The sequence below is a fragment of the Pseudomonas sp. GW456-L12 genome (genome assembly GCF_059424045.1).
Genome location: NZ_JBWKZA010000010.1, coordinates 84,240 through 106,972 on the forward strand (window position 1 = coordinate 84,240; position 22,733 = coordinate 106,972).

A 22,733-nucleotide genomic window follows, 5' to 3' on the forward strand; every position below is an offset into this window, starting at 1 on the left:
ATTGGCAGGCAATCAAAGGATCAGAAAATCAACACGTAGGTCTTGCGCACGGTTTCCTGGATATCCCAGGTCCCGGTGCTGTTGGCCGGCAACATCAGTGCATCGCCGGCTTCTATAAGCAAAGGTTCGCCGTGGTCCGGGGTGAAGGTGCAACGCCCCTGGATGAAGTGGCAGAACTCCTGGGCGACGATCTGCCGCCGCCAGCGCCCGGGCGTGCACTCCCAAATGCCGGTTTCGACGCCGTCGTTGCGCTCGACGCAGGTCACCGAAGTCACGGCGACCGGGCTGCCCAGGGGCACGGCCACCGGAGTCGATTGCTCCAGGGTGGCGTGGGCGGTGTTCTTGAATTGAGTGATGCTCATGGCGCTACCTGTCGATGGAAAAAACCGCTGTCAAAAACCTGGTCAGTGCATCAGGCCTTCCATGAAGCCCGCCACCCGGCTGGCCAGCCGCCGGCGCCAGGGCGGCGTGGCCGGGTTGGCCAGGGTCTGGTCTTCATGGACGAAGCTGCGAATGATCGCGTTGTAGCCCAGCCAGCGGCACGGCTCCGGCTCCCAGGCGCGCAAGGCGTCGAGGCCGCCCTCGGGGATCACCCAGGGCTGGCGCGTCAATTCGTTGTCGCTCTGGAGAATCAATGCGGCCAGGGTCCGCCCGCCGAGGTTGCTGGCGCCCACGCCTTCGCCGCCGTAGCCGCCGGACAAGGCGATGCCGCGCTGGCGGTCGCAGAGCATGTGCGGCCGGAAGTGCCGGGACATGCCCAGGTTGCCGCCCCAGGAATGGGTGATCCGCACATTTTTCAGCTGCGGGAAAAGCTCGCTGAACAGGTAGCGCCGCAGCTCGACTTCGCTGCGGGTCAGGTCGAAGTCGTGGCGCAGCTTGCCGGCGAACTGGTAACCGCCGCGGGCGCCGAACACCAGGCGGTTATCCGCGGTGCGCTGGCCGTAGGTCACCTGGCGACTGCTTTCGCTGAACGCCTGGCCCTGGTTCAGGCCGATCTCGTCCCAGGTCGCGGCCGACAAGGGCTCGGTGGCCACCAGCAGGCTTTGCACCGGCAGCTGGTAACGGCCCAGGGGCGGCAAGGTCACCGAATAGCCCTCCACCGCCGGCACTATCCAGCGGCAACGCACGCTGGCCTTGGCGGTTTGCAGGCTGCCGGCCTGCCAGTGGCTGACCGGGCTGTTTTCGTAGATGGGCACGCCCAGGCGCTCCACGGCCCGGGCCAGGCCGCGCACCAGCTTGGCCGGCTGGATGGTCGCGCAATGGGGCGCGTAGATGCCGCCGTAGGCCTTGGCCACGCGGATCTGCTGGGCCAGTTGCTCGGGGCTCAGCCAGCGGTAGTCGCGCTCGTCGAGGCCCTGGCGGTAGAGCTTGTCCAGGTAGCGGCGCTGGGTGATTTCCTGCTCGGGGTAACGCGCCGTGCAGTACAGCACCCCGCCCTTGCGGTAGTCGCAGTCGATGCCTTCGCGCTCAAGGACGATGGCCACTTCATCGGGAATGCCGTGCAGCAGGTCGAAAGAGGCACGGCGCTGTTCGGGGCTCAGCCCGGCCAGCAACCGGTCTTCCCCCAAAAGGTTGCCCATCAGCCAACCACCGTTGCGCCCGGAGGCGCCGAAGCCGGCGGTCTGCGCCTCGACGATGGCGATGTTCAGGGTCGGCGCCAGGCGCTTGAGGTAATAGGCGGTCCACAGCCCGGTATAACCGGCGCCGATGATCGCCACGTCGACATCCAGGTCCTGCTCCAGCGACGGCCGGGCCAGCAGCGGCTCGTCGAGCTGATCCATCCACAAACTGATATTGCGCCACGCTGGCATACACGCACTCCGCCACCCGAACTTCGATGGCGTCGATCCTAGTGCCTGGGCTCAGGGGTTGTCTTGCGCGCGTGCACGCAAAGAAATTTGCTTGGCGTAGGCCTTGGGCGACAGGCCAGTGTGCTGGCGGAAACAGCTGTAGAACGCCGACAGCGAGTTGAAGCCGGCGGCGAACGCCAACTCGTCGATGCGCACCGGCGGCGTCGCCTGGTCCAGGGCCGCCAGCAGATGCTGCAGGCGCGCCTGGTTCACATAGCGGTAGAAACTCTGCCCCAGCACCTGGTTGAGCAGGTAGGAGATCTGGTTGCGGCTGTAGCCGCACTCCTTCGCCACCCGCTGCAGGTCCAGTTCCGGGTCGAGGTACGGCTGCTGGCGCTCGAAGTACTGCTGCAGGTCCTCGGCCATGAAACTCAACTGGCGCGGCGACAGCCCCAGGCGGCTGACCGCCGGCCGCGCGCTGCCTTGGGCCTTGCCCGGCACAGCCTCGCGCACCAGCGAAGCGTATTCGTTGACGCGCCAGATCAGGCCGTCGCGCACGGTGATCGCCTCGCTGGCGCGAAACGACACCAGGCCCTGCCCGCCGCGCAGGGTCACCTGGTATTGAATGAACGCGGTGTTGCCATCCAGGCGGATGCGGTCGCTGTGCTCCAGGGCCTCATCGGGCGCGCGCGGCATGCTGTTGCGCACGTATTCGCGCAACTCGTCCAGGCCCAGGGTGCGGTTCTGGAAAAAGTCGTTGTACTGGATTTGCGGGTGATACAGCGCCATGACGCCATCGAGGTCGCGGTGCTTCCAGCACAGGTGATAGCGCAGCACCGTCTCGCCGGTGGCCTGGGTTTGCGCCGGGCCATCATCAAGGGAAGACATAGGGGCAGATATAACGGCTCAGGGGACGGAAAGGCGCAGCTTGCCGAAGTTCGTCCAACGCTTCAATGGCCAATGCACGGCCCCTGGATACTGGCGTTTTGCCTAAACCGCGGGCGGAAATGACCTGCATCAAAAAAGTGCCAGACAATCGCCAAACAGCCTGAAAAAAACCGTTGAGTGTCATATCCCGGTGCTATTTTTAAAAGCTCCACAGGTTGGTCCAATGACGGCCCTTCCGTACCTACCGCGAGCACAAGGAAGCGCTCATTGATCAAGGTGGGCAATCCATGAATAGAGTCTCCGCCAGCAAAGTCACCTTTCCCAACGCCTGCCAGCTGATGCGCTGGCATTTTCACCCCATGGGCTTCGAGGCCAGCATGGATGCACCCGGCAGCATGATCGCCCGGCTCTTCGATCGTGCCAGCGGCGAGACCATGATCGCCATTGCCGGCATCCCCTGCGCCACCGTGATGAACGCCACCGATGTCGAGCGAATAATCGAGGCGGTGGAAGACGAGCTGGAGGCCTTCATGCCGCCACTCGCGCTGAAAGCCTAGAGTCGCTCTGCTCCTGGCCCCGGCCGCTCCAGACTGTTTTCAAGCCCGCCATCGAGCGGGCTTTTTCAGGCCCGCAGGTCGGCGAAGAACGGCTTGCCCTGGGGAATCCGGTCCGACGCCTTGGGTGCATTGGCCGCCTGGGTGTCCGGGCGGTCCACATACCAGTAGCAATGTTTCACCGCCCGGGTGATGCCGACATAGGCCAGGCGCAAGGTCTCGTCCTTCTGCGCATTGTCGTAGGGCTCGCTGTCGCCATCCTTGCCCAGCCCGGCCATGCGATAGACCTGGTTCTTGTAGGGCGAACTGGTCAGGTGCTGGCAATCGCCCAGCAGGAACACCGCATCCGCCTGCAAGCCCTTGGAGCTGTGATAGGTCAGTTGCTTGAGGCGTCGGTCCTCGGCCGGCAATCTAGAATCAACATTAACTATTGGTAAAATATGCTCTTCAATCAATGATTTATCGCTACTTTTTCGAAACAACATCAAGATCGAATCGCCATTGCGATAGTGCTCCGCCAGCCGTGCTGCAAGCCCCTGGTCGTCGCGGTCCAGCACATTCACCGGCAACACTTCCTTGGGTTCGCCGCTGGCCTTGGCCTTCTTCCCGGCAATCGCCGGCGCCGCGCGGACGATATGTTCCGCGGCGTCGATGATGTGCTGGTGGCTGCGATAGTTCTCGCTGAGCATCACCCGGGTGGTGGTCGGCGACGGGAATTCCTTGTTGAACTCCATGAAGAATTTCGGCGAACTGCCGCGCCAACCGTAGATCGACTGCCAGTCGTCCCCTACGCAGAGCAACGACGAGCGCTGTGCCCCGCGGCCGACATGCATTGCCGGCCCGCGACTGCGGATTTCACGCAGGCTGGCGCGAATCCACGAGACGATCTGCGGCGAGACGTCCTGGAATTCGTCGATCATCAGGTGCGACATCGGCCGCAAGCGCTCATCGCTGAGCAGCTTGAAGTTCTCCGGGGTGTTCTCGCCGAACAGCGCGAACATGCGGTTGTAGCTCATGATCGGCGGCGACTGGTCGAGCAGATGATCATCCAGCGCCCGCCAGAACAGGCTCAGGGCCTCGAAGAAGTAGCGATCCGGGTCGTCCCGGGCAAACACCATCTGGCCCACGGCCACCGAGACGTCCAGCCCGAGGTTCTCGATAAACCCGGCCGCGGCGACAAAACAGTCCAGCAACGGCGCCGAAGCCAGCTCGCCCTTGACCTTGTAGTCGAAGCCCGGCCCGGCACTGGCATCCCCGCCCAGGGACGACAGGACGCGCTTTGCCGAATCGTAACTATCCAGCCAAATCATTGGCTTATGGCAGAAAGCTTGAAACAGGGTGCGCTTTACCGCCCACTCCGCGCGCACCGAAAGCTTCGATCCGGGGCGACTCAACTGCGGGTTTTCCCGAGGGTCGAACCCCAGCACCACCCAGGCATCCAGCTCGGCGACGTAACCATGGCAATGGAACTGCGAGCCGTTGATCTCGACCGTCTGCCGGTTCGGCTCGATGCCTTTGATCGGCCAGGCGCCGGCACGAAACCACAGGTCTTCCAGGGTGTCGCACAGCTCTTCGTCGCGCTTGGCCGCCAGTTCGGTCACGGCCATGCGTTTTTGCACGTCCGGGTGATCGCGCTCCAGCTCCTTGAGTTGCAGGGCATGGCGCAGCAACGGCTTGATCGCCTCGCGAAAACGCCCGTCACGCCGGTGCAAGGCGTGGTAACAGGCATTCAGGTGCTTGCGCTGGGCGTCGTTGATCCGCAGGTCGAAGGGATTGCTGTCGACCTCCAGATCCCCCGCCACCGGGCGGTCGCTGAGATTCTCGAACGCCTGCAGGCGCTCGAAACCCGGCAGGCTGCGGACCATCGGCAGGATGCGCGAGTGGAATGTACGCACCAGCTCCCGCGCCTGCTTGAGGCCCAGGGGCCGCCCCCAGAGCGCGAACACTTCCAGCAGCTTGTTGATGAAGTCCTTGCGCGACTCACGGGTGAAGGTCACCACGGTCATCGAGTCGAGTTCGAAGCCCAGGTAATGATTGAGCAGCAGGATGCGCAGGACCAGGGAAGTCGACTTGCCCGCGCCAGCGCCGGCAATCACCGAGGTGGACGGGGTTTCGCTGAAGATCATCTTCCATTGCGCGCTGCTGGGTTGGGCATGGGCCGGCAGCAGGCGGCCAACGTCGGCCTTGATGCGCTTCTTCAGTTCGGCGCTCAGCGGCAGGCGCCAGTCGTCGAACAGATAATCGTCTACCCCGGGCGCCGGATGCTCGGTGGAGCGGCTGTCGCGAATCAGCAGGACCTGGCGGCCCTGCTCCAGCCCCTCGGCCTTGCCCTCCTGGTAACCGTATTCCACCCCGGCGGTATGCCCGCTGCGAAAGCCGTCCGCCTGGCCATGCAACCAGGACGCACGATGCTGGGCGCGCAAGCGACTGAGGCCATGACCGAAGAACCTGGCCGCCAAGCGCTTGAGCAGCGGCATTTCGGCCAGGGGCAAGAGTTCGGGAGGAAGATCGGGGGTGTGTTGCGGCACGCTGACTCCAGGGTGTGAGGCTGTGTGGGACGGTATGGTCGCTTCATTCGTCGATGACTTCTAGTGAAATGCTTACAGGTCATCCACTTAAGCCCCGAACTGAATGTTTGGAAGCAGAAGACAGACTACAAAATATATCTATTTATTAGATCTGATAACGGCGATTTTTGCGCTTTTTATCGATGTTTTGCTGATGGATGATGAGCGCCATCAATCACCGGTCTCGTTCTGCGGCTCCACCAAGGCGCCCCATGACGAGCCCTGACAGGAGACGATCATGCTTGAACTCAGACCCTTCAAATCCCTGGGCGGCGCCCATCATGGCTGGTTGGATGCCCACCACCACTTTTCGTTCGCCGAGTACTACGACCCCAAACGCATGAACTGGGGCAACCTGCGCGTGTGGAACGACGACGTGATCGCTCCCGGCAGCGGTTTTCCGCAGCACCCGCACCGCGACATGGAAATCATCACCTACGTCCGTGAAGGTGCTATCACCCACCAGGACAACCTGGGCAACAAGGGCCGCACCGAGGCTGGCGACGTGCAGGTGATGAGCGCCGGTACCGGGATTGCCCACAGCGAATACAACCTGGAAGCCGGCGAAACCAGGATCTTCCAGATCTGGATCATCCCCAACGAGGCCGGCTCCGCGCCGTCCTGGGGTGCCAAGCCGTTCCCCAAAGGCCAGCGCGAAGGCTTCGTGACCCTGGCCAGCGGCAAGCAAGGCGATGACCAGAGCCTGCGGATTCGTGCCGACGCGCGCCTGGTAGCCGCCAACCTGAAGGCCGGCGAGTCCGCCGAGTACCCGCTGGACCAGGGCCGTCGGGCCTACCTGGTGCCGGCGACCGGGGTGATTGAAGTCAATGGCTTGCGCGCCGAAGCTCGAGACGGTGTCGCGGTGGAGGATGAACGCCTGCTGCGGGTCACCGCCCTCGAGGACAGCGAAATCGTCCTGGTGGACCTGGCTTGAGACAGCGAAGAAATGCTCCGTTTCTGTAGGAGCGAAGCTTGCTCGCGATGGGCTGCAAAGCAGCCCTGAAGCTGACTCCGCTCCAGTTGAAGATGGCTGTCGCTCAACGGCAGCCAGCGCGGGCAAGCCTCGCTCCTACAAGACACAGCCGCAATAAAAAGGGGGCGACCTTCTGGTCGCCCCTTTTTCGTCTACCGCGAAACGCCGCTGGATCAGCCGCTGATCGCGCCGTCCACCAGGGTTTGCGCTTCCTGCACCAGCTGCTTCAGGTGATCGTCGCCAATAAAGCTCTCGGCGTAGATCTTGTAGATGTCTTCAGTGCCCGATGGACGCGCGGCGAACCAGCCGTTCTCGGTCATGACCTTGAGGCCGCCGATCGCCTGGTCGTTGCCCGGCGCATGGCTGAGGATCTTCTGGATGCTTTCGCCGGCCAACTGGGTCGAGGTCACCTGCTCCGGCGACAGCTTGCCGAGCAGCGCCTTCTGCTGCGGGTTGGCCTTGGCATCGACGCGCACCGAGAACGGCTCGCCCAGCTCGTCGCACAAGGCGCGGTAGGCCTGGCTCGGGTCGCGGCCGGTGCGGGCGGTCATTTCCGCGGCCAGCAAGGCCGGGATCAGGCCGTCCTTGTCGGTGCTCCAGACGCCACCGTCCTTGCGCAGGAACGATGCGCCGGCGCTCTCTTCACCGCCAAAGCCGAGGGAGCCGTCGAACAGGCCGTCGGCGAACCATTTGAAGCCCACCGGCACTTCGTACAGGCGACGGCCCAGGCGCGCCGCCACGCGGTCGATCAGGCCGCTGCTGACCACGGTCTTGCCCACGGCCGCGTCGGCGCGCCAGTGCGGGCGGTTCTGGAACAGATAGTCGATGGCCACCGCCAGGTAATTGTTCGGCGCCAGCAGGCCGCCAGTCGGGGTCACGATACCGTGGCGGTCGTGGTCCGGGTCGCAGCCGAAGGCCACGTCGAAACGACTCTTCAAGCCGATCAGGCCTTGCATCGCATAGCTGGACGACGGGTCCATGCGGATCTGGCCATCCCAGTCGACAGACATGAAACGGAAGGTGGCATCGACTTCCTTGTTGACCACCTCCAGGTCCAGGCGATAGTGCTCGGCAATCGCCGACCAGTAGCGCACCCCTGCTCCGCCCAGCGGATCGACGCCCAGGCGCAGCTTGGCGTTGCGGATGGCGTCCAGGTCGATGACATTGATCAGGTCGGCGACATAGCTGTTGACGTAGTCGTGACGATGGGTGGTGTCGGCCTTCAGCGCCTGCTCGTAGCTGATGCGCTTCACACCGGCCAGCTTGTTGGCCAGCAGTTCGTTGGCCTTGGCTTCGATCCACTTGGTGATATGGGTGTCGGCCGGGCCGCCGTTGGTAGGGTTGTACTTGTAGCCACCGCTTTGTGGCGGGTTGTGCGACGGAGTGATCACGATGCCGTCGGCCAGGCCGCTGGTGCGGCCGCGGTTGTAGCAGAGAATCGCATGGGACACCGCCGGCGTCGGGGTGTACTCGTCGCCTGCGGCGATCATCACCGTTACGCCGTTGGCGGCCAGCACTTCCAGGGCGCTGGCACCGGCCGGGGTGGACAGGGCGTGAGTGTCGATGCCGACGAACAGCGGGCCATCGATGCCCTGGGCCTGGCGATACAGGCAGATCGCCTGGCTGATGGCGAGGACATGCCATTCATTGAAACTCAGGTCGAACGAGCTGCCACGATGCCCCGAGGTGCCGAAGGCGACCCGCTGGGTAGAGATGGCGGCATCGGGCTGGCCGGTGTAGTAGGCCGTTACCAGTCGCGGAAGATCGACCAGCAATTGTGTCGGTGCCGGTTTGCCCGCAAAAGGACTGAGTGTCATGCAAAACCTCGGGAAATGGATGGTTCGGTGAGTGCTGCGCAGTTTACTGGCAGTTTGACCGCAACGCGACGGGATCTATCCGTGGAGACCTGCACAATAAGCAGGCGCAACATAGGCCATTGTCGGCTGCTGCACAGAAGACACTCAGGATCGAGACGGGAATAAAGAAGGGAGTGACCGCGAGGACAGAAACGCCAGAGTGCGCGATGGCGAACCCTGGCGTCAGGATCAGGCCGGTTCGACCTGCAGTGCGACCCGTTCGCGGCAAGGACACTCGTCCATGTAGCGGTGGGCTTCGACGAACTCGTTGAACGGGAAGATCCGGGTCTTCAGCGGCAGCAGCACACGATCGGCCGTCAGCTGGTTGATGTCGCGCAAGGCGCGCTGCAAGGCCACCTGATCCTGGATGATGCCCAGCTCGGGCTTGCCGGTGAAGTTGCCGATGCAGTGCACGAAGAACTGGATGTTCTTCTGGAACGCCGCGCAGGCCGGGAACGGCGTCTGGTTGCCGCCTTGCAGGCCGTACAGCACCAGGCTGCCGCGCGGCGCCAGGACGTCGCCGAGCATCGACATCTGCGGACCGCCCAGGCCATCGAACACCACGTCGACACCACGATTGTCGGTGTATTTGTTGATCTGCATGAGCAGGTCCTGCTCTTCGGTGACGATGACTTTCTCGGCCCCCAGGGACAGCAGGTACTCACGCTCTTCAGCGGTCTTGGTCGCGGCAATCACCCGCACTCCGAGCGCCTTGCCCAACTGGACAAAGGATGGACCGGCGCAGTGGCTGGCATCGGTGACCAGGGCGAACTGCCCGGGCTTGACCCGCGCCAGGTCGACATAGGCAAAGTAGGCCACCAGCAGTGGCGTGTAATGCACCGCGGCTTCCACCGGGCTGAGCACATCGGGATAGCGGGTCAACGCCGAGCGTGGCAGGACAATCAGCTCGCCATAGACCGGATAATCGTTCGGGCTTTCGGCCGGGAAGCTGGCAACCTTGTCGCCAATGGCCAGGTCGTCGACACCTTCGCCGACCGCAGTCACTACGCCGGCCATCTCATGGCCAAGGCCGGAAGGCAGGCGGGCATGGGAAGACGCCAGGTTCTGGCGCCAAAGGACGTCGTACCAACTGATGCCGATCGCTTCGACACGCACCTGCACTTCGCCTGGCGCAGGCAGAGCGGCCGCATGCTCTTCGCACTTGAGCACCTCGGCCGGACCAAACTTGTGAAAACGGATCGTGCGGGACATCGCAAACCTCGTCAAAGTAACCTCTAATGCCCCGAACTCTATCTGGGCTTTCTGGCCAAGACCATCAGTGGCTATTAATAGTCGACATGCCTGTCATTGATTCCGCAGCACCTGCAACAACGGGAAACAGCGTGCCAGAGCGAAGGGTTCCTTACAGGAAAAAACAATTAGCCGGTGCAGAGTAGCAGCCTTTCCCCGTAAGATTCATGCCGGCCATTGTTCTCATATGGCCGCTCTCGTCAAGTTTGCTGACTCTGCCAGGACTCAAGATGAATCGTAATGACCTGCGTCGTGTCGACCTGAACCTGTTGATCGTGTTCGAAACATTAATGCATGAACGCAGCGTGACCCGGGCGGCGGAGAAACTCTTCCTCGGCCAGCCGGCCATCAGTGCGGCGCTATCGCGCCTGCGCAGCCTGTTCGACGACCCGCTGTTCGTGCGCACTGGGCGCAGCATGGAGCCGTCGGCCCGGGCGGTGGAGATTTTCGCCCTGCTCTCGCCCGCCCTCGACTCGATCTCCACCGCGGTCAGCCGCGCCGCCGAATTCGACCCGGCGACCAGCACCGCGGTGTTCCGCATCGGCCTGTCCGACGACGTCGAGTTCGCCCTGCTGCCGATGCTGCTCAAGCGCCTGCGCGCCGAAGCGCCGGGGATCGTGCTGGTGGTGCGCCGCGCCAACTACCTGCTGATGCCGGCCCTGCTGGCCTCCGGCGAGATTTCCATCGGCGTCAGCTACACCCAGGACCTGCCGGCCAACGCCAAGCGCAAGGTGCTGCGCCGCAGCCTGCCCAAGCTGCTGCGGGCCGACAGCATGCCCGGCGCCCTGAGCCTCGACGACTTCTGCGCCCGCCCCCACGCCCTGGTGTCGTTCGCCGGTGACCTCAGCGGTTTTATCGATGAAGAGCTGGAAAAACTCGGACGCAAGCGTCACGTGGTGCTCGCGGTCCCGCAGTTCAACGGCCTGAGCACCCTGCTCACCGGCACCGACATCGTCGCCACCGTGCCGGACTACACCGCCGAAGCCCTGACCGCCGCCGGCGGCGTGCGCGCCGAAGACCCGCCCCTGCCCGTGCGCACCTTCGAACTGCACATGGCCTGGCGCGGTTCCCAGGACAACGACCCGGGCGAACGCTGGTTGCGCTCGCGGATTCAGATGTTTTTTGGCGACCCTGAGAGTCTTTGATACGGCATTGCGCGCGCCCAATGTTCCTGTCAGCAGTCTCAGGCATCGGCCCGTTCTAGCTTGTTTGAGGTGGGGAGCCAGGGACGGCTCGTCGCACAGGACGATACAAACGAAAAGCCGCGATTGGCCGCACTGCTCACTCGTACAGCCGATACGAGCGGGGGCAAATACGGGGGCAAGTTTCAATTTTTTTTGCCAGAAACCATTGTCCTGGAGCCACTGTTCCAGTCGGTTTGTCATGCAGCTGCGCGTGCAATGACATTGAAAGCAACTATCACCGCTGGCACCACCCTACGGCAAAGCCAGCCGCTGCACACGCCTCTCGGATGATCACCTTCAAATGGCTTTCGCTTCAGAAGCGATAAAGCCCGTCCATTTCACTCTCGTCGCAGAAGAGTATGGGGAGCAATGCCAAAGGCCTTGCGAAAGGCGTGGCTGAAATGAGAGAAGTCGGAGAAACCGAAATCCAGCGCCGCCTGGGAAATACTGCGGACTTGACCGCGCTCAATCGCGTCGCGGCTCGCGAGCAAGCGCGCCTTCCAAATTTCCGCGACCGGCGATTTCTGATGACGAGCGAAAGCGCGCGTCACAGTGCGCGTGGAGACATGGTGAGCTTGAGCAATGCGTTCGAGCGACAGGTCCACATCGGTCAAATATTGGTGGATGTAATTCATGATCCGGCCATATAGGTCCAGCTCGTCATGAGTCTGCTTTAAATCCTGGAGTTCCAGGCTGACCACCAGAAGGTCGAGCAAGGTGCTGGAGTAACGACTGGATATTCCCGTGTTATGGAAGCCTGAAGGCATACTCGCGGCTTGGCGCAACATCTCGCGTAACGGAATCACCCCTGGGCGACGATCATCCAGAACCATCGCGGTGCAACCTGCTATGCCGGGTAACCGGTGACTGAGCAGTTGTCGCGGAATGCGGACAAGGTGATTGTCGGTACCGCCGAAGCTGAATCTGAACGGCTGGGATGCGTCATAAAGAAACAGATCGTCCGCGCTGAGCTTCGTCCGGCGGTCAGCCTGTTCCAGCTCGCCATAGCCGCTCCTGGTAAAGCCCAACCACAAATCGTCATTAGGATCACTGCGCAGGTGCTGGGCGGACCGCTCCCAATAATGCAAGGGTGCGGACAAGGTGCAGATGTCCAATACGCCCATGCCATGCACCTCCAGCACCCCGTCGAAATCGCTCTGCGCCAGCAGTTTGCTGTCGGCGTCCAGGCAGTGATGACAAACCACATCTTTCCAGTAATCAAACCGGAGTGGTGCCGTAACGGCAAGGGTCGAATAGTGACATGTCTGGCTCATTGCATTCACCTACCGGCAGCGATTCAACAAAAAAGCGTGGTAACGTTTTTGCGAGCCAAGCAATTAGCAGGCCACCCTCACGGCCTGATTCCAGCTGTTGGACGCACTACCAGATGGTCACCGGAACACTCGGCTGGCGCGTATATCGGTAGCTCCTCCAAAACACTCCCCTTGCAACTTCCCAGGGCGCCCCGCCCCTTATTTCACAAGCCCCGCACCATTGCTGCGCACTGATATGCCGGCCATTTATACCTGTCCTTTTTAACCAAACGGTTGTCCATTCGAGCCAAGCGAATTCCATCTCCCCTCGATAATTTTCACTCCATGCCGTGTCCCTACAAACACGAATGACGAGGTGGGTCATGCAACTACGAGAACAGCAGCGGCTGTCCGATTCATCCTGGTTTTTACAGCGATGGGACATGGCACCCGAAGAGTTTGCCACTTACCTGGTGCAACTCGGGACCCTGGCGCTGCAACGCCGATGGAGTGGTACCCACCGCAACACACCAACATCCACTGGGATGTAGAACAGCGAACCGTCCGTTTGAGACGGAAATAAAGGAGCCCCCATGGAATCTGCAATCGATAAACATCTCAAATGTCCCCGGACTTTGTCCCGTCGTGTTCACGACGATTACAAGCCGCCCTTCCCGATGTTTGTGGGGCGAGCTGACGAAAACGTGAAGCAAGTTGTGATGGCCTACCTCGGGGTGCAATTTCGCGACGAACAACGCGCCGCCGCCCTGCAGGCCATGCGCTACATTGACGCCAGCTTTGCCCTCGCCGATGGTCCTGGGAATCACGACCTGACCTACCACCTCGACAATCAGGGGTATGGAAACTTCATCGCCGTGGGCTACTGGCGTGATCCCGCCGCCTATCACCGATGGTTACTTTCAGCGCCTGTAGCCGACTGGTGGGGTGACGAGGCGCGCCTGAACGAGGGGCTGGGGTATTTCCGCGAGGTCATCGCACCGCGCGCCGAGCAGTTCGAGACGCTGTATGCATTCAAGGACGATTTGCCAGGTGTCGGCGCGGTCATGGACGGCATCAGTGGCGAGATTGAGGAGCACGGCTACTGGGGCTCGGCGCGCGACCGCTTTGCTATCTCACAGACCGACTGGATGCAGCCGACCAGCGAACTGCAAGTCATTTCAGGCGATCCCGCCAAAGGCGGCAAGGTCGTGGTACGCGGCCACGATAACCTGACGCTGATCCGCTCTGGACAAGACTGGGTCGAGGCCGGCGAGGAAGAGCGCGCGCTCTATTTCAACGAGATGCTGCCGCCACTGCAAGACGGCATGAACTTCCTGCGTGACGAGGGGCAGGCGCTGGGCTGCTATAGCAACCGCTTCGTACGCAATATCGACCTTGATGGCAATCTCCTCGACATCGCCTATGACATCGGTCACTGGCGATCGCTCGACAAGCTGGAGCGCTGGGCAGAATCCCATCCCACTCACTTACGTATTTTCACCACTTTCTTCCGAGTGATCGGAGGCCTTTCGAAGCTGCGGCTGTATCACGAGGTCTCGGTAGCGGACGGTAGCCAGCAACTGTTCGAGTACATCAACTGCCACCCGCAGACCGGGATGATGCGCGACGCGCAAGTGTCGCCCACCTGACTCCATCGCTGACTCCACTTTTAGCCCTGCGCGTTGCCTGACTGGCGATAGCGGGGCTCTTTTTGCCCGGAAAAAGGTTCTTCGATCATGAAACAGTTCCGCTACCTGTCGCTTGCAGCCCTCCTCCCCAGCCTTTCCTCTCACGCTCTCGAGGTGGATCCTGGCGATTACGAGCCGCTCCCCGTGGGAGCGACCATCGGCGTGCTCTACTACCAGCACTCCACCACGGACAGTGCCTACTCCCAGGGGCACAAGACCAGTTCCGATTTCAACCTGACGTCCGATGTCGGCATCCTGCGTCTGCTACACATCTACCAGTTGAGCGAGCGGCTGACCATCGAGCCGCAATTCCTGTTGCCCTTCGGTCATGTCTCAGGCGGTGGTGACGCTTCTGGTCTGGGCGACGCCAGCGGCATCGGCGACCTCATTCTTACAGCGCCGCTCAAGTACCGTCTCAACGACGCCAACGACACCCTCGGTGCGACTGCTTACTTGTACGTGCCGACTGGCGACTATGACAAAGACGACGCGCTCAACCTTGGCGAGAACCGTTGGAAGGTTGATCTCCAGGCCGCTTACGTCAAGCACTTCACGGAGAAGTGGGCCATCGACCTCGTCGGTGACGCCATCTGGTACGGAGACAACAACGACTTCGGCGCCAGCTCCGCCCGCCGGGAGCAGGACGTTTCCTACGGCGCTCAGTTAATGGGGCGCTACATGCCCGACGAGACCACTGCGCTGGCTATCGGCTTCGGCCACAGTTGGGGCGGGGAAAACCAGATCGATGGCGTCAACCAGGACGACAGGATGGAAACCACCAACTTCCGTGTCACGGCCAGAAAGTTTTTCACCGCCAAGGACCAGCTCCAGGTGCAACTTGGACGCGACCTTGCGGTGGAGAACGGCCCCAAAGAGGACTTTCGCATGAACCTGCGCTACGTCAGGGTCTTTTAGACCCGCCCGCCTCTACCACCCGTTGTCCTTATCAACCAAGCGTGCGCCCAACGACGAATTCAACTTGGATCCGTCGCAAGACCTCGCATCCCGTATCAATCGTGCCAACGCGACCGTTGGCTAATGAGATGCCTCTAACCCGAAACGGAGTAACCAGACAATGACCGACCAACAACCCACCCTGGAACAACAACCCTCCCTCTATACCCGTCTTGGCGGCTATGACGCTATTTATCAGTTCGCCGGCGCAGTGTTGAGAAAAACAATGGGGCACCCCGCCATCGGGCACATCTGGGCCCATATGTCGGAATCGACGTTCCAAAAGGAACACATCAATTTTGTCGATTTCCTTTCCGAGCACTGGGGTGGAAGCGCCAAATACAGGGGTAGAGACATGGTCACCGCGCATCGCGGGATGGGTCTGACCGAGGTGCACTGGCAAGCCGTGCTCGATTGTCTCGAGGCGTGCTACGACGACTACGGGCTGGCCCCGGATCTGCGCAAAGAGGTCAATGACTTCCTCATCAAGTTCAAACCGGCGGTGATCGGGAGCCCCTCGTATCGGGACGTCGTACTCGCACACCCGGAAATGGACCCCGCCAAAGGCATGAGAAGCGTTGGGGTTGTCTGGCCAAAACCCGGGAAGTCATCTCAGAAACAGGCCACGCCTGAATCCGAAGACTAATACCCTCGGCATAAGCCTAAACCACAGCAATGGAAGGCATATCCATAAGGAACCCTCCCCGCTGCCAGGGCTCGCTCTGGCCGCCGACGGCTACCGTGGTGTGGCTATAAAAAACAGGGGCAAGCGAGTCCCGCTCAACCAAGCGACTGTCCTCCTCAGCCAAGCGCTGCTCAATCTGTGGAGATAGCTTGATACCAGCCCCGGCCACGGCTCGCCAATAGCGCACGCCGGGCCCGGGCATCCCCGAGATGACGTTTGAACAGACATTGCCAGCCCCTACGGGTTGGCACAGGACACAGGACACCCCATGGCCATCATCCGCCCGACTCTCGAACAAGTGCAGGATCTCGCCAGCCGCCTGCACATACAGCTGACACCCGAGCAAGCCAGCGAATACCTGGCGCTTATGCAATCCAGTTTTGATGCCTACGATCTCGTCGACGAGTTGCCAGACTTCATCCCTTCAGTGCGCTACGAGCGCAGTGCTGGTTACCGCCCTTCAAGCACGGAAAATCCGCTAAACGCCTGGTACTACAGAACTGAGGTGATGGGCGCCAGCTCGGGCAAGCTTGCTGGCAAGACGGTCGCGCTCAAAGACAATATCTCTCTGGCCGGTGTCCCGATGATGAACGGTGCCGCACCACTGGAGGGTTTCGTACCGTCGTTTGATGCCACCGTGGTCACGCGTCTGCTCGACGCTGGAGCAACCATCCTCGGCAAAGCCACCTGCGAACATTACTGCCTCTCCGGTGGTAGCCATACCTCGGACCCGGCGCCTGTGCACAACCCTTTTCGCCATGGTTTCACCACGGGCGGTTCGTCTTCGGGCAGCGCGGCGCTTGTGGCGACGGGCGCGGTCGACCTGGCTGTCGGTGGAGACCAGGGCGGCTCCATCCGCATTCCTGCCGCATGGTGCGGCATTTACGGAATGAAGCCTACCTTCGGTCTGGTGCCCTATACCGGGGTCATGGCGATCGAGTCCACTTTCGACCATGTCGGCCCCATGACGAGCAACGTACGCGATAACGCGCTCATGCTTGAAGTGATGGCCGGAGCCGACGGGCTCGACCCTCGCCAGACCGCCCCCAAGGTCGATGCCTACTGCGATTATCTGGAACGAGGCGTGACCGGACTCCGGATCGGGATTCTCCAGGAAGGCTTCCAACTCGCTAACCAGGATCCACGTATCGCAGAAAAGGTACGCAGCGCTATCGCCCGGCTCGAGGCTTTGGGTGCGCGGGTCGAGGAGGTATCGGTTGCCGAACACAACCTGGCGGGATCGTTATGGAGCCCTATCGGCTGTGAAGGCCTGACCATGCAAATGATGCACGGCAATGGAGCGGGTTTTAACTGGAAGGGGCTTTACGACGTGGGCCTGCTGGACAAACAGGCCGGTTGGCGCGATCAGGCAAACGCATTGTCGCCGTCACTCAAGCTTTGCATGTTCGTCGGCCAGTTCGGTCTGGAACGCTACAACGGCCGCTACTACGCCAAGGCCCAGAACATTGCGCGCTTTGCCCGAGCCGCCTATGACAGGGCGTTGAACACCTATGACCTGCTCGTCATGCCGACTGTGCCAATCACCGCTCAGCCGCTCCCTGAACCGGGCTCTTCAATCACCGAGACTGTTACGCGTGCGTTGGAGATGCTTGGCAATACGGCCGCTCAGGACATTACCGGGCACCCCGCCATGTCGATCCCTTGTGGCCTGGTAGACGGACTGCCCGTGGGGCTGATGCTTGTCGGAAGACATTATGCCGAAGGCACCCTCTATCAAGCTGCAGCTGCATTCGAGGCCTCTGTCGATTGGCGGACGTTGTAAACCTGCGCATCGCATTGGCGAGCAAACACCGGCAAGTCGCACTGAACGTGAGTATCAACTTCAGAGGAGCCAATACATGAGCCACACCCACGAACATCATCACGACCACGACCACACCGAGCCCCCCGAGGCCATCGCCTTGCGGGTCAAGGCGCTCGAATCCCTGTTGATAGAAAAGGGCTTGGTCGACCCAACCGCCATGGATGCTCTGGTGAACACTTACCAGCACAAGGTCGGCCCGCGCAACGGCGCTCAGGTGGTCGCCAAGGCCTGGTTCGATCCCGATTACAAACATCGGCTGCTGGAAGATGCCACTGCGGCCATTGCCGAACTGGGTTTCTCCGGCGTGCAGGGCGAAGACATGGTGGTGGTGGAGAACACCGCGACCGTGCACAACGTGACGGTCTGCACGCTGTGCTCCTGCTACCCCTGGCCGACCCTGGGCCTGCCCCCAGCCTGGTACAAATCCGCGCCCTATCGGTCACGGATAGTCATCGATCCGCGCAGCGTGCTGGCCGAATTCGGTTTGATTATTCCCAATGACAAGGAAGTTCGCGTCTGGGACAGCAGTGCTGAGTTGCGCTACCTGGTACTGCCGGAACGTCCGGCTGGCACTGACGGCTGGAGCGAGGAACGACTGGTCGAGCTGGTGACGCGTGACGCCATGATCGGCACTGGCCTGCCCAGGACGCCGGGCGACGAAGCCTGAACCCGAGAAGGAGAAAACCATGAACGGTGTACACGACTTAGGCGGTATGCACGGTTTCGGCCCAGTGCTCACCGAAGAAAATGAACCCGTCTTCCATCACGACTGGGAGCGCAGGATCTTTCCGCTGTTCGCTTCGCTCTTCGTCGGCGGGCACTTCAATGTCGACGAGTTCCGACACTCCATTGAACGCATGGAACCGGCTGAATACTTGCAGTCGAGTTACTACGAACACTGGCTTCACGCCTTCGAAACCCTGCTGCAGGAAAAAGGCGTGATCAGCGCTGCCGAACTGCAGGGCACGGTCAAGCCGACCTCACCGGCACAGCCGCCAACGGTGCTCACACCGGACATCGTCGAGGCGGTGATCCTCGGAGGCGCCTCTTCCCGGGCAAAGGAACCTGTCGGCGGCCGCTTCCGGGTCGGTGACCGGGTGCGGACCAAGAACCTCAATCCAACCACCCACACCCGACTGCCGCGCTACGCGCGCGGCAAGGTCGGGACCATCGAGATTGCACACGGCGCCTTTGCCACCCCAGACACGATGGCCCACGGTCTAGGCGAACAACCCCAACAGGTCTATGCCGTTCGCTTCAGTGCTACAGAACTGTGGGGAGTGGCGCGACCGGACAGTGTTTGCATTGATCTGTGGGACAACTATCTGGAGGCCGTATGAACGCCAGCATGCCTCACATCCCCCCAATAGCCGGTCTGTCTCTCGACGATGAAGGCCCGGTGTTCGACAAACCTTGGCAGGCCCAGGCTTTTTCCCTGCTGCTCCACCTGCACCAAACCGGTCTGTTTCCCTGGAAGGACTGGGTGCAGGTATTCAGCGACGAGATCAAGGCGAGCCCGGCGCAACCCGGAGAAAGCGTCAACGACACTTACTACCGGCAATGGATCGCAGCCATGGAAGGAATGGTCACCACACTCGGTTTAGCGGGTATGGAAGACATCACCCAGCGCAGCGAGGAATGGCAGCAAGCTTACTTGAATACCCCCCATGGACAACCGGTAACGCTGCTCAACGCGAGTTGCCCACCGGCCCATGGAAACGGGCACGAACACCTGCCGCGGCACGAGCCGGTAGCGATCAGCCGTGCCACAAGCTGAGGACGGAGCCGTCCTGTTTTTTACTTTCGAGGTCGCGAAGCGGCCAAGGGGCAATCGTCATGCATATCGAACCTAATCTGGTGGAAGCTGGAAAAATCTGGCTGAGCTATGTCACTGCCGCAGGTGTCGGCGCCTATACCCTCAAACTCGCTGCGCAAGCCATAGGTGAGCGTGGTGTCTTCTCGCTGCTGGCTCGCACTGTCACTGCCACGGCCCTGGTATTCAGCTTCTTCGAGCTACTACCGCACCATCCAGTCGGCGTCTCCGAGGTCCATCTCATCCTGGGGTCAACGCTGTTTCTGCTGCTCGGCGCCGCACCTGCGGCAGCGGGGCTCGCCCTGGGGCTGCTGATCCAGAGTCTGTTCTTCGCTCCATTCGACCTGCCGCAATACGGCATGAACGTCACCACCCTTCTGGTACCGCTGTTCGCAGTTACCGCCCTGGCGAAACGCATCATCGCGCCAGACACGCCGTATGTGGAACTGAGCTATAGACAAGCGCTGGGGCTGTCGACAGCCTTCCAGGGGGGCATTGTCGCCTGGGTTGCCTTCTGGGCCTTCTACGGGCAAGGCTTCACAGCAGAAAACGCACTGTCAATTCTTGCCTTCGGCAGTGCCTACATGACCGTCGTCATCCTCGAACCGCTGTTGGACCTGGCCGTGCTGGCCGGTGCCAAGGCAACCCATCGCCTGCGTGGTAGCACGCTGCTCGAGCGCCGTCTGTACCAGGCTGCCTGAGTCGACATACTCCAGTCCAAGTCAGACTGCCCCGGGCATTCGAAGACCGTAATGCTCGGGGGCATCAAGAGCGAGAACCGCCCCGAAACCTCGTGAGCAAACCAGAGGTGTTTGATGTTTTTCAGAAATAGCACCCGCAAGGAATTGAAGCTCCTCAGCGACAGGCTGGAACAGCACGACGGCGAGGGAGTATCGATAGCGGCGAAGGATTCGTCACTGCGACGGGTACTGGCCGGCATCGAACGCCTGCTCGCCGATCGCACGGCGCTCCGGGCCAACGTGGTCGACCTTAATGCTGAACTGCAACGCCTCAAGCTTCAGCTAGGTGAATACGAAACGCAGCTGCACGATCAAGAACAACTTTGGCAATTGGCAGCATGCGGGTCGGGTGATCTGCTCTGGAAATTGCAGCTCAATGGCAGCCAGCAGCCCGCCCGCGACGCAGTACTGCAATGGTTCGGCAACCTGCCCACCCAAGCGGACCTCCCCGTCTATCTAGGCCCCTGGAACGATTGCCTTCACCCTGATGACCGCCAGGCCAACCTGGATGCCCTGGCTCATCACCTTGCCGATCGCAACGGGCATGCTCCCTACCAGGTGGAGGTGCGCCTCGCGAACCACTCGGGAGAATACCGCTGGGTCCAGATCTCCGGCAAAACGCTCCGTGACAAACAGGGCATGCCACAGGTCAGCGTCGGTATTGTGCGTGACATCCACACGCAGCGTCTGCGAGACGAAGAATTCACGATGCTTTCAGCCCGCTTCGATATTTCCCGCGAATGCATTCAGGACGCACTCTGGGACATCAATATCATCGCAGGCGATCCAGCCAATCCGCACAACGTCATCTGGTTCTCGTCACAGATGCGTCGCCTGCTCGGCTACGAAACCATCGAAGAGTTTCCCAATGTGTTCGAAAGCTGGTTGTCCCGCCTGCATCCCGAAGACAGCCAGCGTGCCGTGCAGGCTTTTGTCGAACATGTCGCCGACCGCTCCGGCCAAACACCCTTCGATGTGACCTACCGCCTCAGGCACCGCAACGACGAGTACCGTTGGTTCAGAGGCAAAGGTCAGACCCAGCGAAGCAGCGACGGCACGCCCTTGCGTACTGTGGGGGCGATCACAGACGTGCACTCCTTCCGCGAGGAAAGCCAGTTGCGCCAGACTCAGGAACGCCAGCATCAAGCGATGCAGGAAAACCTCGCTCAGCTGACGCAGATAGTCGGCGCCATCCAAAGCATCGCCAAACAGACCAACCTACTGGCCCTGAACGCGGCCATAGAGGCGGCCAGGGCCGGTGAGGCCGGAAGGGGCTTCGCAGTAGTGGCCGACGAGGTCCGCAAGCTGGCGACCCGGACCAGCCAGGCGACCCAACAGGCGGCCGACATGATCGAGAGGTACTGAGTTCAAGCTGGGCCTGGACGTTAATCCAGCGGGTTGAAGGATCGGTTCATTGCTACAACATCGTCATGGCTTGGGTTTGCTCCAAGCCACTCGAAGTGTTGGGGCAGTTGATCTCGTTTCGCTGCTGCCTGCCCCTTAACTGCTGCCGCTAATGCCCTGCGCATGGTCTTAGCGTCGTAATCACAGCAGTAGCCAGGCGTGGACGGTTGTTGCCTCCAAGACTCTTCCAGAGAACCTCCGTCAACCGGATCGAAGCCAGCTTGGTTAACCAGGGACATTACCGTTTCCTTGGCCTTGTCATTATCACCCGCTACCGCTGCCGCCAAGCGACCTTTAGTACCCTCTGGAAGACCTAGCTCTGCCAGTGTATAGGCCAGCACATTATTGAAAGCTTTGACAACAGGGCGCCCAACCTGCGTTGAAACCCAGACACTTTCCGTCATTCCTTGATCGATTTCAGCAATGCGGGGATCACGCAAACCCGGGTAGTAATTACTCGTATCCACCACCGGGACGCTTTCGGGGACATAGCTAAACAGGTCAGAAGGGAGTGCGCTCACAGCAGGTAGAGGTATCGATAGCACGATCACGTCCACTCCATCCACCGCGCCTCGAATGTCTACAGGTTCCGCTCCAATTTCTTCGGCAAACGCTCGAACGCCATCGACACCTCCAGAGTTTGCTACACGAATTTCATGCCCAGCAGCTCCGAGCTTTCGGGCTATGGTGCCCCCGATATTACCGGTCCCGATAATGCCTATTTTCATGGGCAAGCCTCCTGAATTGATTGTCTTGCACCGATTTTAGAGTGCTCATGAGATAATGGTAAGTACACACTAAAAGGTGGGTAACCCACTTAAGGGAAAGAAATGGAACGGGAATGGAGCTGCGGCGATCCTCAAAATCGACGAGCATGGGCTGAGGCAACGACCGAGACACTTCGTGTACTAGAGGGGAAATGGAAAATCATCATCCTCTGCCAGCTATTCGCGGCAAAGGGCGCGCTTCGCTTCTCGGATTTGGAAAAGCTTATCGAAGGGATCAATCAGAAAATGTTGATCCAACAGCTCAAGCAGTTGGAAAGGGACGGGATCGTGCTGCGGACGGTGTACCCGCAGGTTCCTCCCAAGGTGGAGTATCAACTCACACCTATCGGCCATGCACTCGGGCCATCAATTCAGGCGTTGATTGAATGGGCGGAATTGAGGCGTGATCAAAGCTGAGCGCCATCGAGCTGCGAACGGCACAATCCCGGCTTTGTACGGAAAGTACAGCTGCATATCACGTAGCCTTCAGTGACCATGGCTGCAATGCTTCTTGCCTGCTTGTCGTAGCGAGTGCCGATTC

General features: G+C 61.0%; 20 protein-coding genes and 2 pseudogenes. 14 read left to right on the top strand and 8 right to left on the bottom strand.

Features of this window, described 5'->3' with window-relative positions; all coding sequences use genetic code 11:
• Positions 1–20: 20 nt before the first annotated feature.
• From AC07Y9_RS15225 to AC07Y9_RS15235, 3 genes are read right to left on the bottom strand one after another with little or no spacing between them, the layout of a single operon-like run.
• Positions 21–362: a cupin domain-containing protein gene (locus AC07Y9_RS15225; RefSeq protein ID WP_097138269.1), complete on the bottom strand. Its 342-nt coding sequence runs from the start codon at positions 360–362 to the stop codon at positions 21–23.
• Between the two features lie 42 nt (positions 363–404).
• Positions 405–1,811 (bottom strand): NAD(P)/FAD-dependent oxidoreductase, encoded by a 1,407-nt coding sequence (locus AC07Y9_RS15230; protein WP_102680337.1) that lies wholly within the window; start codon positions 1,809–1,811, stop codon positions 405–407.
• 51 nt (positions 1,812–1,862) lie between these two features.
• Positions 1,863–2,678, bottom strand: coding sequence for a helix-turn-helix domain-containing protein (locus tag AC07Y9_RS15235; RefSeq protein WP_102680338.1), 816 nt, complete (start codon positions 2,676–2,678; stop codon positions 1,863–1,865).
• Positions 2,679–2,965: 287 nt separating this feature from the next.
• Here AC07Y9_RS15235 and AC07Y9_RS15240 point away from each other — a divergent pair, with 287 nt between their 5' ends.
• Positions 2,966–3,235, top strand: coding sequence for a DUF1652 domain-containing protein (locus tag AC07Y9_RS15240; protein ID WP_007924808.1), 270 nt, complete (start codon positions 2,966–2,968; stop codon positions 3,233–3,235).
• A 65-nt stretch (positions 3,236–3,300) separates the two neighbouring features.
• Here AC07Y9_RS15240 and AC07Y9_RS15245 read toward each other — a convergent pair whose 3' ends face one another.
• Positions 3,301–5,760 carry a UvrD-helicase domain-containing protein gene (locus tag AC07Y9_RS15245; RefSeq protein WP_102680339.1) on the bottom strand — a complete coding sequence of 820 codons (2,460 nt, stop codon included), beginning with the start codon at positions 5,758–5,760 and terminating at the stop codon, positions 3,301–3,303.
• Positions 5,761–6,037: 277 nt separating this feature from the next.
• On the opposite strand from AC07Y9_RS15245, the gene AC07Y9_RS15250 reads away from it, so the two are divergent.
• The gene (locus tag AC07Y9_RS15250) at positions 6,038–6,733 is read left to right on the top strand and encodes a pirin family protein (protein WP_085530707.1); all 696 of its coding nucleotides are present in this window, start codon (positions 6,038–6,040) and stop codon (positions 6,731–6,733) included.
• A gap of 212 nt (positions 6,734–6,945) precedes the next feature.
• On the opposite strand, the gene pgm is transcribed toward AC07Y9_RS15250, so the two are convergent.
• The gene (pgm, locus tag AC07Y9_RS15255; protein WP_102680340.1) at positions 6,946–8,589 is read right to left on the bottom strand and encodes a phosphoglucomutase (alpha-D-glucose-1,6-bisphosphate-dependent); all 1,644 of its coding nucleotides are present in this window, start codon (positions 8,587–8,589) and stop codon (positions 6,946–6,948) included.
• 228 nt (positions 8,590–8,817) lie between these two features.
• The gene (locus tag AC07Y9_RS15260) at positions 8,818–9,840 is read right to left on the bottom strand and encodes a zinc-dependent alcohol dehydrogenase family protein (RefSeq protein WP_009044099.1); all 1,023 of its coding nucleotides are present in this window, start codon (positions 9,838–9,840) and stop codon (positions 8,818–8,820) included.
• A 269-nt stretch (positions 9,841–10,109) separates the two neighbouring features.
• Here AC07Y9_RS15260 and AC07Y9_RS15265 point away from each other — a divergent pair, with 269 nt between their 5' ends.
• The gene (locus AC07Y9_RS15265; protein ID WP_009044100.1) at positions 10,110–11,024 is read left to right on the top strand and encodes a LysR family transcriptional regulator; all 915 of its coding nucleotides are present in this window, start codon (positions 10,110–10,112) and stop codon (positions 11,022–11,024) included.
• A 377-nt stretch (positions 11,025–11,401) separates the two neighbouring features.
• Here the strand turns inward: AC07Y9_RS15265 and AC07Y9_RS15270 are convergent, their stop codons facing one another.
• Positions 11,402–12,337, bottom strand: a complete 936-nt coding sequence (locus tag AC07Y9_RS15270) for an AraC-like ligand-binding domain-containing protein (RefSeq protein ID WP_102680341.1) — start codon at positions 12,335–12,337, stop codon at positions 11,402–11,404.
• Between the two features lie 572 nt (positions 12,338–12,909).
• Here AC07Y9_RS15270 and oxdA point away from each other — a divergent pair.
• The 10 genes and pseudogenes from oxdA to AC07Y9_RS15320 form a co-directional block, all read left to right on the top strand.
• Positions 12,910–13,965, top strand: coding sequence for an aliphatic aldoxime dehydratase (gene oxdA / locus AC07Y9_RS15275; RefSeq protein ID WP_053261399.1), 1,056 nt, complete (start codon positions 12,910–12,912; stop codon positions 13,963–13,965).
• A gap of 87 nt (positions 13,966–14,052) precedes the next feature.
• Positions 14,053–14,919: a transporter gene (locus tag AC07Y9_RS15280; RefSeq protein ID WP_102680342.1), complete on the top strand. Its 867-nt coding sequence runs from the start codon at positions 14,053–14,055 to the stop codon at positions 14,917–14,919.
• A gap of 160 nt (positions 14,920–15,079) precedes the next feature.
• On the top strand, positions 15,080–15,604 hold the full coding sequence (locus AC07Y9_RS15285; protein ID WP_009044111.1) for a group I truncated hemoglobin: 525 nt from the start codon (positions 15,080–15,082) through the stop codon (positions 15,602–15,604).
• Positions 15,605–15,911: 307 nt separating this feature from the next.
• Positions 15,912–17,426, top strand: coding sequence for an amidase (locus AC07Y9_RS15290; RefSeq protein ID WP_102680344.1), 1,515 nt, complete (start codon positions 15,912–15,914; stop codon positions 17,424–17,426).
• Positions 17,427–17,502: 76 nt separating this feature from the next.
• A complete protein-coding gene (gene nthA, locus AC07Y9_RS15295) occupies positions 17,503–18,135 on the top strand; it encodes a nitrile hydratase subunit alpha (RefSeq protein ID WP_102680345.1) in 633 nt (210 codons plus the stop codon).
• Between the two features lie 19 nt (positions 18,136–18,154).
• Entirely contained in the window at positions 18,155–18,808 is a 654-nt protein-coding gene (nthB, locus tag AC07Y9_RS15300) for a nitrile hydratase subunit beta (RefSeq protein ID WP_102680346.1), read from the top strand.
• Positions 18,805–19,245 (top strand): nitrile hydratase accessory protein, encoded by a 441-nt coding sequence (locus AC07Y9_RS15305; RefSeq protein ID WP_102680347.1) that lies wholly within the window; start codon positions 18,805–18,807, stop codon positions 19,243–19,245. Before nthB ends, AC07Y9_RS15305 begins: the two co-directional genes overlap by 4 nt.
• 59 nt (positions 19,246–19,304) lie before the next feature.
• A complete protein-coding gene (locus AC07Y9_RS15310; protein ID WP_102680348.1) occupies positions 19,305–19,982 on the top strand; it encodes an energy-coupling factor ABC transporter permease in 678 nt (225 codons plus the stop codon).
• Between the two features lie 114 nt (positions 19,983–20,096).
• Positions 20,097–21,089: pseudogene (locus AC07Y9_RS15315) on the top strand (PAS domain-containing protein); the annotation flags it as partial.
• A 51-nt stretch (positions 21,090–21,140) separates the two neighbouring features.
• Positions 21,141–21,380: pseudogene (locus tag AC07Y9_RS15320) on the top strand (methyl-accepting chemotaxis protein); the annotation flags it as partial.
• Positions 21,381–21,406: 26 nt separating this feature from the next.
• Here the strand turns inward: AC07Y9_RS15320 and AC07Y9_RS15325 are convergent.
• Entirely contained in the window at positions 21,407–22,153 is a 747-nt protein-coding gene (locus AC07Y9_RS15325) for an NADPH-dependent F420 reductase (protein WP_081002292.1), read from the bottom strand.
• Positions 22,154–22,255: 102 nt separating this feature from the next.
• Here AC07Y9_RS15325 and AC07Y9_RS15330 point away from each other — a divergent pair, with 102 nt between their 5' ends.
• On the top strand, positions 22,256–22,609 hold the full coding sequence (locus tag AC07Y9_RS15330; RefSeq protein WP_102680350.1) for a winged helix-turn-helix transcriptional regulator: 354 nt from the start codon (positions 22,256–22,258) through the stop codon (positions 22,607–22,609).
• The last annotated feature ends 124 nt before the right edge of the window (positions 22,610–22,733 follow it).

What these genes read in the sequence shown, in the direction of transcription:
- AC07Y9_RS15225 (WP_097138269.1), bottom strand. Translation starts at nt 362, where the DNA reads ATGAGCATCACTCAATTCAAGAACACCGCCCACGCCACCCTGGAGCAA.
- AC07Y9_RS15230 (WP_102680337.1), bottom strand. Translation starts at nt 1,811, where the DNA reads ATGCCAGCGTGGCGCAATATCAGTTTGTGGATGGATCAGCTCGACGAG.
- AC07Y9_RS15235 (WP_102680338.1), bottom strand. Translation starts at nt 2,678, where the DNA reads ATGTCTTCCCTTGATGATGGCCCGGCGCAAACCCAGGCCACCGGCGAG.
- AC07Y9_RS15240 (WP_007924808.1), top strand. Translation starts at nt 2,966, where the DNA reads ATGAATAGAGTCTCCGCCAGCAAAGTCACCTTTCCCAACGCCTGCCAG.
- AC07Y9_RS15250 (WP_085530707.1), top strand. Translation starts at nt 6,038, where the DNA reads ATGCTTGAACTCAGACCCTTCAAATCCCTGGGCGGCGCCCATCATGGC.
- pgm (WP_102680340.1), bottom strand. Translation starts at nt 8,589, where the DNA reads ATGACACTCAGTCCTTTTGCGGGCAAACCGGCACCGACACAATTGCTG.
- AC07Y9_RS15260 (WP_009044099.1), bottom strand. Translation starts at nt 9,840, where the DNA reads ATGTCCCGCACGATCCGTTTTCACAAGTTTGGTCCGGCCGAGGTGCTC.
- AC07Y9_RS15265 (WP_009044100.1), top strand. Translation starts at nt 10,110, where the DNA reads ATGAATCGTAATGACCTGCGTCGTGTCGACCTGAACCTGTTGATCGTG.
- AC07Y9_RS15270 (WP_102680341.1), bottom strand. Translation starts at nt 12,337, where the DNA reads ATGAGCCAGACATGTCACTATTCGACCCTTGCCGTTACGGCACCACTC.
- oxdA (WP_053261399.1), top strand. Translation starts at nt 12,910, where the DNA reads ATGGAATCTGCAATCGATAAACATCTCAAATGTCCCCGGACTTTGTCC.
- AC07Y9_RS15280 (WP_102680342.1), top strand. Translation starts at nt 14,053, where the DNA reads ATGAAACAGTTCCGCTACCTGTCGCTTGCAGCCCTCCTCCCCAGCCTT.
- AC07Y9_RS15285 (WP_009044111.1), top strand. Translation starts at nt 15,080, where the DNA reads ATGACCGACCAACAACCCACCCTGGAACAACAACCCTCCCTCTATACC.
- AC07Y9_RS15290 (WP_102680344.1), top strand. Translation starts at nt 15,912, where the DNA reads ATGGCCATCATCCGCCCGACTCTCGAACAAGTGCAGGATCTCGCCAGC.
- nthA (WP_102680345.1), top strand. Translation starts at nt 17,503, where the DNA reads ATGAGCCACACCCACGAACATCATCACGACCACGACCACACCGAGCCC.
- nthB (WP_102680346.1), top strand. Translation starts at nt 18,155, where the DNA reads ATGAACGGTGTACACGACTTAGGCGGTATGCACGGTTTCGGCCCAGTG.
- AC07Y9_RS15305 (WP_102680347.1), top strand. Translation starts at nt 18,805, where the DNA reads ATGAACGCCAGCATGCCTCACATCCCCCCAATAGCCGGTCTGTCTCTC.
- AC07Y9_RS15310 (WP_102680348.1), top strand. Translation starts at nt 19,305, where the DNA reads ATGCATATCGAACCTAATCTGGTGGAAGCTGGAAAAATCTGGCTGAGC.
- AC07Y9_RS15325 (WP_081002292.1), bottom strand. Translation starts at nt 22,153, where the DNA reads ATGAAAATAGGCATTATCGGGACCGGTAATATCGGGGGCACCATAGCC.
- AC07Y9_RS15330 (WP_102680350.1), top strand. Translation starts at nt 22,256, where the DNA reads ATGGAACGGGAATGGAGCTGCGGCGATCCTCAAAATCGACGAGCATGG.